This window comes from Arenimonas sp. (genome assembly GCF_041913985.1).
Classification (GTDB): Bacteria; Pseudomonadota; Gammaproteobacteria; order Xanthomonadales; family Xanthomonadaceae; genus Arenimonas.
Window position 1 is genome coordinate 20145 of record NZ_JAYSEG010000020.1, and the last position, 13047, is coordinate 33191.

Sequence of the window (13047 nt, forward strand, 5' to 3'; positions counted from 1 at the left end):
CCGTTGGCGGCCCGGTCAGGGCCGTGGGTGATTCGGATGGGGACGGCTCAGGCCGACTTCAACGTGCCCTTGGGCAGGACCGCGGTGATGGCGCCGCGCTGGACCTTGATGGCCACCTTGTCGGCGACCTCGACGGTCACGAAGCTCTCGCCCAGGTCCTCGATGCGGCCGGCGATGCCGCCGTTGGTGAGGACCTCGTCGCCCTTCTGCAGCTTGGCGACCAGCTCGCGGTGCTCCTTGGCCTTCTTCATCTGCGGGCGCAGCAGCAGGAACCAGAACACCACGAACAGGATGATCAGCGGCAGCAGGCTCATCAGCGGGCTGGCCGGGGCCGGGCCACCGGCGGCCTGGGCGGCGGCGGGGGAAACAAGAATATCGAGCAGGGACATGGACTTAGCGTCTCTCGGTGGAATCAAGCGTTCAAGTATGCCACAGCATCCGCCCGGCCCGGCCGGTGGCCGGGGCCGGGGCGGCCCTACTCCCCGGCGGCCCGGGCGGCGTGGAAGGCGGCCCTGAATTCCTGGAAGCGGCCGGCGTCGATGGCGGCGCGGATGTCGCGCATCAGCTGCTGGTAGTGGTGCAGGTTGTGGATGGTGCCCAGCATCGAGGCCAGGATCTCGTTGCAGCGGTCGAGGTGGCGCAGGTAGCTGCGGCTGTAGCCGCTGGCGCAGGTGTAGCAGGTGCAGCCGGGCTCGATCGGGCGCAGGTCCTTCTCGTATTTCGCGTTGCGGATGCGCACCTGGCCGCCGCGCACGAAGTAGTGGCCGTTGCGGGCGTTGCGGGTGGGCATGACGCAGTCGAACATGTCGATGCCGCGCGCCACCGCCTCCACGATGTCCTCGGGTTTGCCCACGCCCATCAGGTAGCGCGGCTGGTCTTCGGGCAGCAGCGGGCACAGCGCCTCGAGGGTGGCGTCGCGCTCCTCGGGCGGCTCGCCCACGGCCAGGCCGCCCACGGCGTAGCCGTCGAAGCCGATGGCCTTCAGGCCTTCCGCCGAGCGCGCCCGCAGCTCGTTCCGGGTGCCGCCCTGGACGATGCCGAACAGCGCCGCGTCGTTGCCCTCGTGCGCGCGCTTGCTGCGCTCGGCCCAGCGCAGGCTCAGTTCCATGGACTTGCGCGCCACCGGCTCGGTGGCCGGGTAAGGCGTGCACTCGTCGAAGATCATGACGATGTCGGAATCGAGCGAGCGCTGCACCTGCATGCTCACCTCGGGCGACAGGAACACCTTGGCGCCGTCGGTGGGAGAGGCGAAGGTGACGCCCTCCTCGGTGATCTTGCGGCGCTTGGCCAGCGACCACACCTGGAAGCCGCCGCTGTCCGTGAGGATGGGGCCGCTCCACCTGCAGAAGCCATGCAGGCCGCCGTGCGCCTCGATGACTTCCATGCCCGGCCGCAGCCACAGGTGGAAGGTGTTGCCCAGGATGATCTCGGCGCCGATGGCGCGCAGCGATTCCGGCAGCATGGCCTTCACGGTGCCGTAGGTGCCCACCGGCATGAAGGCCGGGGTTTCCACCGTGCCGCGCGGGAAATGCAGGCGGCCGCGGCGGGCCACGCCGTCCTGACCCAGCTTCTCGAAGCGCATGCGGCTCACGCGGCGGCCTCCGGGAACAGCAGCATGGCGTCGCCGTAGCTGAAGAAGCGGTATTTCTCGCGCACCGCGTGGGCGTAGGCGGCCAGCACGCGCTCGCGCCCGGCGAAGGCGGAGACCAGCATCATCAGCGTGCTTTCCGGCAGGTGGAAGTTGGTGACCAGCGCGTCCACGGTGCGGACGGGGCGGCCGGGGTAGATGAAGATGTTGGTGTCGCCGGCGTAGGGCTTGAGCTCGCCGCCGCGGGCGGCGGTTTCCAGCGCGCGCACCACCGTGGTGCCCACGGCCACCACGCGGCCGCTGGCGGCGCGGGTGCGCGCCACCTGCTGGCACAGCTCGGCGCCGACGTTGAGCCATTCGCTGTGCATCACGTGCTCGTGCACCGACTCCACGCGCATCGGCTGGAAGGTGCCCGCGCCCACGTGCAATGTCACGTGGCCGAACTGGACCCCCTTGGCCTCGAGCGCCGCCAGCAGCGGCTGGTCGAAGTGCAGCCCGGCGGTGGGCGCGGCCACGGCGCCGGTGTGGCGGGCGAACAGGGTCTGGTAGCGCTCGAGGTCGGCCTGGCCGGCCTCGCGCTGGATGTAGGGCGGCAGCGGCATGCGGCCGGCGCGCAGCAGCAGCTTTTCCAGCGGTTCTTCGGTGAGGAAGCGCAAGCGGTAGAACTCGCCCTCGCGCCCCAGCACCTCGATGGCCGTGCCCTCGTCGAGCGTGATGCGGCCGCCGGCCTTGGGCGACTTGCTGGCGCCCACCTGGGCCAGCACCTCGTGCCCGCCCACCAGGCGCTCGAGCAGGATCTCCACCCGGCCGCCGGTGTCCTTGGTGCCGTGCAGGCGCGCCGGGATCACCCGCGTGTCGTTGAACACCAGCAGGTCGCCGGGGCGCAGGTACTCGGGCAGGTCGCGCACCTGGCGGTCGGCGTAGGGCGGCGCGCCGGGCGGCACCACCAGCAGGCGGCGGGCCGAGCGCTCGGCCAGGGGCTCCTGGGCGATCAGCTCGGGCGGCAGGTCGAAATGGAAGTCGGACTTCTTCAAGGCGGGCACGGCAGGCGGCGGCCGGCCATTATCGGCAAGAACGGGGTCAGGTTCACTTTCTGGCCGCCGGCACGCCGGCTGGAAGTGAACCTGACCCCGTTCTTACAGCCAGCCCTTGGCGCGGGCGGTGCGCCAGGCTTCGATGCGGTTTTCGGCGCCGAGCTTGCCGATGGCTTCGGACAGGTAGTTGCGCACGGTGCCGTGCGAAAGGTGCAGGCGCTCGGCGATGTCGGCGGTCTTCACGCCCTCGCCCGCCAGCCGCAGCACCTGGCGCTCGCGCTCGGTCAGCGGGTCCTGTTCGCCCCAGGCCGCCACCGCCAGCTGCGGGTCGATGACACGGCCGCCGGCGTGCACCTGGCGCAGCGCGGCGGCCAGCTGGGCCGAGGGCGCGTCCTTGAGCAGGTAGCCGCGTACGCCGGCGTCGAGCGCGCGGCGCAGGTAACCGGCGCGGGCGAAGGTGGTGATGATGACCACGCGCGTGGCCAGGCCGGCGTCGCGCACCCTCAACGCCAGGTCCAGGCCGGTCAGGTGCGGCATCTCGATGTCGGTCACCAGCAGGTCGGGCTGGTGTTGCTGCACGGCCTGCCAGGCAGCCTCGCCGTCGCCCGCCTCGGCCACCACGGCCAGGTCGGTTTCCAGCCCCAGCAGCGCCGCGAGCGCGCCGCGCACCAGGGCCTGGTCCTCGGCCAGCACCAGGCGGATCACGGGGCGGGCCCTTCGAGCGCGGACGCCGGCAGCCAGGCCAGCAGGCGCGTGCCGCCGCCGGCCGGGCTGTCGAGTTCGAGCCGGCCGCCGACTTCGGCCAGGCGCTCGCGCATGCCGGCCAGGCCGTTGCCCGGGCGGGACGCGCCACCGCGGCCGTCGTCGCTGATGGCCAGGCGCACCTCGCCGTCCGCGACCGAAAGTTCGACCTCCACGCGGCTCGCCTGGGCGTGGCGGAGCACGTTGGTGACGGCCTCGCGGATGGCCATCGCCAGCGCCGATTCGGCCGCCGGTGCCAGCGCCACCGGCGCCAGGCGCTGGTCCAGGCGGACCTCGGCCGACAGCAGCGCCAGGCGCGCCGCCGCCAGTTCGGCCTGCAGCCCGGCGGCGCGGATGCCGACCACGGCCTCGCGCACCTGGGCCAGGGCCTGGCGGGCCACGGCTTCGACGTCGGCGATCTCCTTGCGCGCGGCGGCCGCGTCGCGGTCGACCAGCCGGCCGGCCAGTTCGCTCTTGAGCGCGATCACCGACAGCGTGTGGCCCAGCAGGTCGTGCAGGTCGCGACCGATGCGCTCGCGCTCGGCCAGGGCGGCAAGGCGCCCGACTTCGTCCTGCGTGAGTCGCAGCTCGGCATCACGTCGCGCCCGGCTGCGCGCCACCAGGTTGCCGGCCAGCACCAGCGAGGCGACCAGCGCGGCCATCAGCGACCAGCCCAACGCAAAGCGCGCCGGCATCACCAGGAAATACCCCAGCGCCAGCCCGGCCAGCAGCAGCGCCGCCACCGCCACCGCGCGCCGCGGCGCGAACACCCAGGCGCACATCGCGCAGGCGTAGATGAGGAAGGTGTTGCCACCGGGGTTGAACGGCAGCAGCGCATACCCCACCCCCGCCACCGCCAGCGGCAGCCAGGCGCGCCCACGGCTTTCGGGGCGGTAGAAGCGGAAGTGCAGCGGCAGGAACACGGCCACCGCCGCCAGGCTCGCCAGTACCGCGCGCGGCCCAGCCTCCGCCGCGAAGAACAGCGGCACGAACACGAACACCAGGTAGGCCAGCGTGACCCAGGGATTCTCGTGCACGTCGCCGCGCCCGGAGCTTCCGGGCGGGGTGTGGCGGGCACGCGCGGTCAGGTCGTCCATCGGCGCGAACCTTAGCGGATTTCCCGGCCGTCCATGGCCTATTCCCGCTGCAGCCGCAGCGCGGCGGGCACGAGGAAGATCACCGTGGCCACGCCCAGCGCCGCGGCATGCAGGCCGAAGCGCACGCCCTCCGCCTGCCCCACCGCGCCCAGCGCCATCTGGCCCAGGTGCCAGGATGGCAGCAGCACCGCCAGCGACTGCATGGCCGCCGGGAACACCTTCAGCGGCAGCCACAGCCCGCCCAGCAGCGACAGCGGCAGGTAGACCAGGTTGACGATGGCCACCGCCGCCTCGCCCTTCGCGAGCGTGCCGATGAACAGCCCGATCGCGCAGAAGGGCAGCGTGCCCAGCAGCAGCACCGCCAGCAGCTTCAGCCACGCCACCGCCGGCAGCGACACGCCGCCCAGGCCCGTGCCGGCGGCGGCCAGCAGCCCCACCACCGCCAGCGCGAACGCGAGGCTCATGGCGATCTTGGCCAGGAAGTAGGCCGACGCCGGCATCGGCGACACGCGCCTGAGTTCGAGCAGGCCCTGCTTGCGCTCCAGCGCCAGTCCCACGCCGAAGCCGAACAGCGCCGGCCCCATCACGCCGAACGCGCCGTAGGTGGCCAGCAGGTAGGACGCCTTGTGCACGCTGCCCCAGTCGCCCGGCACCAGCACGGCGAACACCAGGTAGAACACCACCGGGAAACACAGCGTGGGCAGGGCGAAGGCGGGCGTGCGCAGCACGCGCAGGAATTCGTACCAGGCTTCCAGCGCATGCAGGCGCAGCCAGGAGGGCGCGCCGCGGGCCGGGAACATCGGCAGGGTGTTCATGCGCAGGTCTCCTCCGGATTGGTCAGCATCAGGAAGGCGTCCTCGAGGCTCATCGGCCGCACTTCCAGTTCGCACAGGCCGGCGTCGGCGGCCAGCCAGCGGCGCAGCAGGGCCTCGACGTCGTGGCTGGCGACATCGACCCGGCCGTCGCGGTCCTGCACGCGGCGCACTTCCGGCCAGGCCGCGATGGCGGCGGCCGGCAAGCCGGTGCGCGCCAGCACGCGGCGGCCGGCGGCGCGCGCCTTCAGGCCGGCGGGCGTGTCTTCGGCCAGCACGCGTCCTGCGGCCATCAGCACCACGCGGTCGGCCAGCGCATCGGCTTCCTCCAGGTAATGCGTGGTGAGCACGATGGCCGTGCCCTCGTCGCGCAGCCGGCGCAGCACCTGCCAGAAGGCGCGGCGCGCCTCCACGTCCAGGCCCACGGTGGGCTCGTCGACGAACAGCAGCGGCGGCCGGCCGCAGAGGGCCAGCGCGAACTGCACGCGGCGCTGCTGGCCACCCGACAGCGCGCCGTAGGGACGGAGCGCCAGGTCGGTCAGGCCGGCCAGGGCCAGGGTTTCGTCCAGCGGCCGCGGCGCGGGGTAGTAGCTCGAGAACAGCCGCACGTGCTCGGCCACGCGCACGGTGTCGTGCAGGCCCGCGGACTGCAGCATCACGCCGATGCCGCGGCGCACGGCCGGCTCGCGCGGGTCGGCGCCGAACAGGCGGGCCTCGCCCGCGTCGGGGCCCAGCCGCCCGGTCAGCAGTCCCAGCGCGGTGGTCTTGCCGGCGCCGTTGGCGCCCAGCACCGCCAGCACCTCGCCGGCGCGGACCTCCAGGTCCACGGCGTCGAGCGCGGTGAGCGCGCCGTAGCGCTTGCTGGCGCCGCGCAGCGCGGCCAGGGGGGAAGGACGGGATGGAACGGGTTTCATGGGCACCTCCTCGGGTGCCGCCACTGTCCGGCGCGGCCGCCCCGGCCGGGCAGTGGGCCTCGTCACCCGGCGGCCATGACGGCTGTCACCCGCGGCACACCCGATTCAAACGCCCGGGGGTTACGCCGCCCCGGGCGGGGTGGTACCATCGGCCACAAGTCTTTGATTTTCAACGCAAGACCCGACGCGCGAGGGCTCTCCTCGCGTTTTGTTTTGGGCCCGGAGAACCGCATGAACGTGATCGAGATCCTCAAGCCGCTGCGCAGCCATGCCGGCACCGTCCGCACCCGTGGCCTCGACGACGCCACGCTCACGCGCCTCGCCGCCCGCTTCCCCGAGCTGGTCGCCGCCGCGCAGGCCGCCGCCGAGCAGTACGCCGCCATCCGCACCGAATTCGCCGACCTGCTCGACCTGGACGAACAGGCCCAGATGGACGCCGTGCAGGCCGGCTTCGTGAACTTCTACGCTGGCGACAACGTGAACCCGTACGTGGCGCTCGCCGCGCGCGGCCCCTGGGTGGTCACGCTCAAGGGCGCCGTGCTGCACGATTCGGGCGGCTACGGCATGCTCGGCTTCGGCCACACGCCCGACGCCGTGCTGGCCGCCATGGCCAGGCCGCAGGTGATGGCCAACATCATGACCCCGAGCCTGTCGCAGCTGCGCGTCACGCGCGCGCTGCGCGCCGAGATCGGCCACAGCCGCGGCGGCTGCCCCTACACCAAATTCCTGTGCCTGAACTCGGGCTCGGAATCGGTGTCGCTGGCCGGCCGCATCGCCGACGTGAACACCAAGCTGCACACCGACGCCGGCGGCCGCCATGCCGGCAAGCGCGTTAAGCGCATCGCGGTGAAGGGCGCCTTCCACGGCCGCACCGAGCTGCCGGCGCTGTATTCCGACTCCTCGCGCAAGACCTACCTGCAGCACCTGGCCAGCTACCGCCACCACAACGACCAGCTGATCACCATCGAACCGTATTCGATCGAGGGCCTGAAGCAGGCCTTCGCCGACGCCGATGCCAACGGCTGGTACATCGAGGCCATGTTCCTCGAGCCGGTGATGGGCGAAGGCGACCCGGGCCGCGCCGTGCCGCCGGAGTTCTACGCCGCCGCGCGCGAGCTCACCAAGGCCCACGGCACCCTGCTGCTGGTCGACTCCATCCAGGCCGGCCTGCGCGCCCACGGCACGCTGTCGGTGGTCGACTATCCGGGCTTCGAAGGCCTGGAGGCGCCGGACATGGAAACCTATTCCAAGGCGCTCAACGGCGGCCAGTACCCGCTCAGCGTGCTGGCGGTGAACGCCCGCGCCGAGGGCCTGTACCGCAAGGGCACCTACGGCAACACCATGACCGCCAACCCGCGCGCGCTCGACATCGCCGCCACCGTGCTCGGCCAGCTCACCCCGGCCCTGCGCGCCAACATCCGCGAGCGCGGCCGCGAGTTCATCGCCAAGCTCGAGCAGCTCAAGGGCGAGCTCGGCGGCCTGATCACCAAGGTCCAGGGCACCGGCCTGCTGTTCTCCTGCGAACTCTCCGACGACTTCAAGTGCTACGGCACCGGTTCGACCGAAGAGTTCATGCGCGAGCGCGGCCTGGGCGTGATCCACGGCGGCGCCAACTCGCTGCGCTTCACCCCGCACTTCGCCGTCACCAGCGAGGAAGTGGACCTGGTGATCGAGCACATCCGCCACGCCCTGCTGCACGGCCCGCGCAAGAGCCAGGCCGAAGCCGCCTGAGGCAGGCACGGACACCCCGCGCTTCCGCCTGTTCTTCGCGCTGTGGCCCGACGCGGCCACGCGCGAGGCCATCGCCGCCGCCACCGCCAGCCTGGAAGCCGGGCTGGGGGGCGGCCGGCGCATCCCGCCGCACCGCTACCACCTGACCCTGCCCTTCCTGGGCGAACACCCGGCCGACTGCGGTGCCGTGGTCGCCGCGTCGTGTCGTGCCGCCGCGCGCGTGCACGCGTCCGCCTTCACGCTGGTGCTCGACCGCGCCGCCGGTTTCCCCATCGCCACCGCGCCCTGTTTCCTGGGCTGCACCACCGTGCCGCCGGGGCTGCACGCGCTTTGGGATGCGCTGGAGCGCGAACTGGCCGTGGAAGCGGTGCCGGTGCGCGCCGCGCGCGAACGCGTGCCGCATGTCACCTTGCAGCGCGGCGCGAAACCGCCCTGGCCGGACACGCCGCTGCCGGCGCCCGTGCGCTGGGACGTGCGTGACTTCCACCTGCTGCGCAGCGACCTGCGCGGCGGTTTCGCCTATGACCTCCTGGCGAGCTGGCCGCTGGCCGCGGCCCGCTGAAAACCTAGGCCCCGGCCGCGCGCTTCCACAGCAGGCGCGCCACCGGCGGCAGCCTGCCGGCCAGGCCCAGCACGTGCCCGCGCAGCAGCGTGGGCAGCAGCGCGTCGTTGCTGAAGGCGCGGTTGATGGCTTCGAAGGAATACGCCGCCACGGTGTTGTCGCTGCGGCGGCCGCGCGCCCAGCGCGCCAGCCGGTGCGGGCTGGCGATGTCGGCGCCGTGGGCGGTGGCGCGGCGCCATTCGGCGCGCAGCGCGGACACGTCGCGCAAACCGAGGTTCACGCCCTGCCCCGCCAGCGGGTGCACCACGTGCGCGGCGTCGCCGGCCAGCACGATGCGGCCGGCCACGTAATCCTTGGCCAGCTGGCGGCGCAGCGGGAACGCGGCGCGCGCCGACACCGAGCGCACTTCGCCCAGCCGCGCGTCGAAGGCGCGGGTGAGTTCGCGCAGGAACGTCGCTTCGTCGGCGGCGAGCAGGCGCTGGGCCTCGGCTTCGGGAAGGCTCCAGACGATGGAACAGCGGCCGTCGGCGAACGGCAGGAAGGCCAGCGGGCCGGTGGGCAGGAAACGCTGCCAGGCGGTGTCCTGGTGCGGCACTTCGGTTTCGACGAAGGCCACCAGGCCGCGCTGGCCGTAGTCGTGGGCCTCGGCGTTGAGGCCGGCGAGCTGGCGCACCTTCGAGGCCGCGCCGTCGGCGCCGAGCACCAGCTTCGCGCGCAGCTCCTGGTCGCCGGCCAGCACGAGCGTCGCGTGCTGTGCGTCCTGGCGAATGGCTTCCACCTTGTCGGGGCAGAACACCGACAGGCCGGCCTCGCGGCCGCAGGCGGCCCAGAGCCGGTCCACCAGCAGGCCGTTTTCGACGATGTGGCCGAGTTCGGTGCGCCCCAGCGCGTCGGCGTCGAAGCACAGTTCGCCGCCGCCGGCCGCGTCCCACACGCACATGCGCCGGTATGGCCAGGCGCGCGCCTCGCGCACGGCGTTCCACGCGCCCAGGTCGGCGAGCAGCGCGGCGTTGTCGGGCGCGAAGGCGTAGACGCGCAGGTCGGGTTCGTCGGCCCGCCAAGGTTTCGGCGCATGTGCTTCCACCAGCGCCACCTGCAGGCCGTCGCGCGCGGCGGCCAGCGCGGCGGCCGCGCCGACCACGCCGGCGCCCACCACCACCAGGTCATAAGCGTGGCGGCGGCTCATGCGCGCCCCCGCGACAGCGCCGGCACCTGGCCACGGAAGCCCATGGCGCCGGCGGCCAGCGGCGCGGCCAGGCCGGGCAGCTGGCCCAGCGCGAGCAGGCCGAAGGAACGAAGCACGTGCATGGGGAAGCCCTCGTTGGCGGTGGCGCGCGCCAGGCCGTCGCTGAAGGCCAGGGTGCGCTCGCGGTCTTCGCGCCTTGCTTCGGCATAGGCGGCCAGCAGCGCGGGCGCGCCCGGGTCGCCGCCGTGCAGCTGTTCGGCCAGCGTCAGCGCGTCGCGCAGGCCCAGGTTGAAACCCTGCGCACCGATCGGATGGATCGACTGCGCGGCGTTGCCCATCAGCACGAAGCGCGGCGCCACCAGTCGCCCGGCCACCACGCGCACCAGTGGATACGCGCTGCGCTTGCCCACCCGGCGCACGCGCCCGGCGCGCCAGCCGAAGCGCTGCTGGAAATAATCGGCATAGGCCGCGTCGGACAGCCCCAGCACGGCGTCGGCCTCGGCGCGCGCCACGCCGCAGATCGCGCCGTAGTGGCCGCCGGCCATCGGCAGCAGCGCCACCGGGCCGGTCGCGGTGAAGCGCTCGTAGGCGGTGCCGTCGGGCGCGCGGTCGGTGCCGAGGCTGCACACGACCAGCGTCTGGCCGTAGTCATGTTCGTCGGCGCCGATGCCGAAGGCGGCGCGCGCCAGCGAACGGGTGCCGTCGGCGGCCACCAGCAGGCGCGCGCGCAATTCGCGCACACCCGAAGCCTCCTCGATGCGCACGCGCGGCCCGTCGACGTCCGGCTGCACCGCCACCACCTTCGCGGGGCGGTGGCGCACCAAGCCGGCCACGTCGTCCACGCGCGATTCCAGCGCCTGGCCGAGTTCGCGCGCCAGCACCACGCCGCCGAAGGCCTCGCGGCCGTGCTCGCTGGCTTCCAGGCGCACGGCGCCGAAATCGCCGGCGCGGCTGACGTGGATGCGGCGGATGGGCGCCGGCGGCGTGGCCAGGCGCGGCAGCACGCCGAGCGCGCCCAGGGCATTGAGGCTGGCGGCGGCGAGCGCGAGCTTGCGCTCGTCGAAACCGGGCGCGCCGGCCTGCGGCGCGCTGGCCTCGACCAGGCCCAGCCGCAGCCCGCGGCCATCGAGCGCACAGGCCAGCGAATTGCCGACCAGGCCGCCGCCGAGGATCAGGATGTCGTAATCGAAGCCGTCTTCACTGGCCATGTGCCCATGATACGCGCCGTGCCCACCGGCCGGCGCAGCCGGGGTACAGTTCCGCTAAAATGTCCGCCTGCCTTCCGGAAGCCTGCCCATGACCCTGACCCGCCGCCCGCGCCTGGCCCTGTTCGCCGCCCTCGCCGTCCTGATGGCCGCGACCCGCCTGAATCATTTCGGCGCCGTGCCCGATGCGTCCTGGGCGGTGTTCCTGATCGCCGGCTTCTACCTGGCCGGCAGCGTGCGCTGGGCCTTCCCGGCGCTGATGGTGCTGGCGGTGGCGGTCGATTACGTCGTCATCACCGGTTCGGGCCTGAGCTTCTGGAGCCACTACTGCGTGTCGCCGGGCTACTGGTTCCTGCTGCCGGCGCACTTCGCGCTGTGGGCTGCCGGCGCCGGCCTCGCCCGCTTCGGCCAGGGCCAGCCGCTGCGCCAGCTCGCCGGCCTCGCGCCGGCGGTGCTCGGCGGCGTGGCGGCGTGCCACCTGTTCGCGCAGGGCGGCTTCTACTGGCTCAGCAGCAGCGTGGCCGCGCCCACCGTGGCCGGCTGGGCGAAGAACTACGCCGACTGGTTCCTGCCCTACCTCGGCACCACCGCGCTCTACGTCGGCCTCGCCGCCGTGGTGCATGCGCTGGTGCTGCTGATGCAGCGCGCCGCCCCGGCCGCCGCCCGCGACGCCGGGCGCTGATTCCATGGGCAACCGCCTGTCGAAGATCTACACGCGCACCGGCGACGACGGCAGCACGGGTCTCGGCGACGGTTCGCGCGTCGCCAAGGACTCCGCCCGCGTCACCGCCTACGGCACGGTGGACGAGGCCAACTCGGCCATCGGCCTGGTGCTGGCCTGCGACATCCCCGACGAAGTCCGCCGCGTGCTGGTGTCGGTGCAGCACCAGATGTTCGACCTCGGCGGCGAGCTGTGCATCCCCGGCCACGCCGCCATCGGCGACGCCGACATCCAGCGGCTCGAGGACCAGCTCGACCACTTCAACGCCGACCTGCCGCCGCTCAAGGACTTCATCCTGCCCGGCGGCGGCGTGGCCGCGGCGCACTGCCACCTGGCGCGCACCATCTGCCGGCGCGCCGAGCGCGAGGTGGTGACGCTCTCGCACCACGACGCGGTGCGCCCGGAAGCCATCCGCTTCCTCAACCGCCTCTCCGACCTGCTGTTCGTGGTTGCCCGCGTGCTGGCGCGCGCCAGCGGCCACGGCGAGGTGCTCTGGAACCACGAGCGCCGCAAAGGCTGAGCGTGCTGCTCTACACGCACCCGGCCTGCCTCGCCCACGACCCCGGCCCCGGCCACCCGGAAAGCCCGGCGCGGCTCGAGGCCGTGCTGCACGCCGTGCGCGCGGCCTTCCCGCAGCTGGCCTGGCGCGAGGCGCCGGCCGCCAGCCGCGAGGCGCTGCTGCGCGTGCACGGCAAGGCGCTGGTGTCGTCCGTGCTCGACATCGAAACCGACGGACTGCGCCGGCTCGACGACGACACCGCCATGTCGCCCGGCTCGGCCGAGGCCGCCCTGCGCGCCGCCGGCGCCGGCATCGCCGCCGTGGACGCGCTGATGGCCGGCGAAGCCCGCCAGGCCTTCTGCGCGGTGCGCCCGCCCGGCCACCACGCCACCGCCGGCACGGCCATGGGCTTCTGCCTGTTCAATTCCGTCGCGGTGGCCGCGGCGCACGCCGTGCACGCGCACGGGCTGCACCGCGTGGCCATCGCCGACTTCGACGTGCACCACGGCAACGGCAGCCAGGACATCTTCGCCGGCGACCCGCGCGTGATGTACGTCAGCTCGCACCAGGCGCCGCTGTACCCGCACACCGGCCTGCCCAGCGAACGCGGCGTCGGCAACCTGGCCAACGCCACGCTGGCGCCGGGTTCGGGCGGCGAGGCCTTCCGCGCCGCCTGGCGCGACACCCTGCTGCCCGAGCTCGAGGCCTTCAAGCCGCAGTTGCTGCTGGTCTCGGCCGGCTTCGACGGCCACCGCCTCGACCCGCTCGCCGACCTGGCGCTCGAGCCCGAGGACTTCCGCTGGATCAGCCACGAGCTGGCCGCGCTGGCCGGCCGCCACGGCCAGGGCCGGGTGGTGTCCATGCTCGAGGGCGGCTACAGCCTGTCGGCGCTGCGCGCCTGCAGCGTGGCCCACCTGCACGGCCTGCGCGACGCCGCCTGAGTCCGCCAGCCCCGCC

Annotated in this window: 14 protein-coding genes; 5 read left to right on the forward strand and 9 right to left on the reverse strand. The window is 73.3% G+C overall.

The window, feature by feature from the left end; genetic code table 11:
* Window positions 1–47: 47 nt before the first annotated feature.
* The 7 genes from yajC to ACE3Q2_RS08480 form a co-directional block, all read right to left on the reverse strand.
* A complete protein-coding gene (gene yajC, locus ACE3Q2_RS08450) occupies window positions 48–389 on the reverse strand; it encodes a preprotein translocase subunit YajC (RefSeq protein WP_231697787.1) in 342 nt (113 codons plus the stop codon).
* 86 nt (window positions 390–475) lie between these two features.
* Window positions 476–1582 carry a tRNA guanosine(34) transglycosylase Tgt gene (gene tgt, locus ACE3Q2_RS08455; protein ID WP_374473738.1) on the reverse strand — a complete coding sequence of 369 codons (1107 nt, stop codon included), beginning with the start codon at window positions 1580–1582 and terminating at the stop codon, window positions 476–478.
* A gap of 5 nt (window positions 1583–1587) precedes the next feature.
* On the reverse strand, window positions 1588–2622 hold the full coding sequence (queA, locus tag ACE3Q2_RS08460; protein ID WP_374473720.1) for a tRNA preQ1(34) S-adenosylmethionine ribosyltransferase-isomerase QueA: 1035 nt from the start codon (window positions 2620–2622) through the stop codon (window positions 1588–1590).
* Between the two features lie 102 nt (window positions 2623–2724).
* Window positions 2725–3327: a response regulator transcription factor gene (locus ACE3Q2_RS08465; protein ID WP_231697785.1), complete on the reverse strand. Its 603-nt coding sequence runs from the start codon at window positions 3325–3327 to the stop codon at window positions 2725–2727.
* Complete coding sequence (locus tag ACE3Q2_RS08470) at window positions 3324–4460, reverse strand: sensor histidine kinase (RefSeq protein WP_374473721.1); 1137 nt, start codon at window positions 4458–4460, stop codon at window positions 3324–3326. Before ACE3Q2_RS08470 ends, ACE3Q2_RS08465 begins: the two co-directional genes overlap by 4 nt.
* A gap of 38 nt (window positions 4461–4498) precedes the next feature.
* Window positions 4499–5275, reverse strand: a complete 777-nt coding sequence (locus ACE3Q2_RS08475; RefSeq protein ID WP_374473722.1) for an ABC transporter permease — start codon at window positions 5273–5275, stop codon at window positions 4499–4501.
* Window positions 5272–6186, reverse strand: coding sequence for an ATP-binding cassette domain-containing protein (locus tag ACE3Q2_RS08480; protein ID WP_374473723.1), 915 nt, complete (start codon window positions 6184–6186; stop codon window positions 5272–5274). The genes ACE3Q2_RS08475 and ACE3Q2_RS08480 overlap by 4 nt, the downstream gene beginning before the upstream one ends.
* Before the next feature lie 231 nt (window positions 6187–6417).
* Here ACE3Q2_RS08480 and ACE3Q2_RS08485 point away from each other — a divergent pair, with 231 nt between their 5' ends.
* A complete protein-coding gene (locus ACE3Q2_RS08485) occupies window positions 6418–7917 on the forward strand; it encodes an aminotransferase class III-fold pyridoxal phosphate-dependent enzyme (protein WP_231697781.1) in 1500 nt (499 codons plus the stop codon).
* 28 nt (window positions 7918–7945) lie between these two features.
* Window positions 7946–8479 carry an RNA 2',3'-cyclic phosphodiesterase gene (gene thpR, locus ACE3Q2_RS08490; RefSeq protein ID WP_374473739.1) on the forward strand — a complete coding sequence of 178 codons (534 nt, stop codon included), beginning with the start codon at window positions 7946–7948 and terminating at the stop codon, window positions 8477–8479.
* 4 nt (window positions 8480–8483) lie between these two features.
* On the opposite strand, the gene ACE3Q2_RS08495 is transcribed toward thpR, so the two are convergent.
* Both ACE3Q2_RS08495 and ubiH read right to left on the reverse strand, forming a co-directional pair.
* Window positions 8484–9665 carry an FAD-dependent oxidoreductase gene (locus ACE3Q2_RS08495; protein ID WP_374473724.1) on the reverse strand — a complete coding sequence of 394 codons (1182 nt, stop codon included), beginning with the start codon at window positions 9663–9665 and terminating at the stop codon, window positions 8484–8486.
* Window positions 9662–10873, reverse strand: coding sequence for a 2-octaprenyl-6-methoxyphenyl hydroxylase (gene ubiH, locus ACE3Q2_RS08500; RefSeq protein WP_231697779.1), 1212 nt, complete (start codon window positions 10871–10873; stop codon window positions 9662–9664). The genes ACE3Q2_RS08495 and ubiH overlap by 4 nt, the downstream gene beginning before the upstream one ends.
* An 88-nt stretch (window positions 10874–10961) precedes the next feature.
* Between ubiH and ACE3Q2_RS08505 the strand changes: the two genes are divergently transcribed.
* The 3 genes from ACE3Q2_RS08505 to ACE3Q2_RS08515 are packed head-to-tail and all read left to right on the forward strand — an operon-like array spanning window position 10962 to window position 13031.
* A complete protein-coding gene (locus tag ACE3Q2_RS08505) occupies window positions 10962–11552 on the forward strand; it encodes a hypothetical protein (RefSeq protein ID WP_231697778.1) in 591 nt (196 codons plus the stop codon).
* Between the two features lie 4 nt (window positions 11553–11556).
* Window positions 11557–12111, forward strand: a complete 555-nt coding sequence (locus tag ACE3Q2_RS08510) for a cob(I)yrinic acid a,c-diamide adenosyltransferase (RefSeq protein ID WP_231697777.1) — start codon at window positions 11557–11559, stop codon at window positions 12109–12111.
* A 2-nt stretch (window positions 12112–12113) separates the two neighbouring features.
* On the forward strand, window positions 12114–13031 hold the full coding sequence (locus ACE3Q2_RS08515; RefSeq protein WP_374473725.1) for a histone deacetylase family protein: 918 nt from the start codon (window positions 12114–12116) through the stop codon (window positions 13029–13031).
* The last annotated feature ends 16 nt before the right edge of the window (window positions 13032–13047 follow it).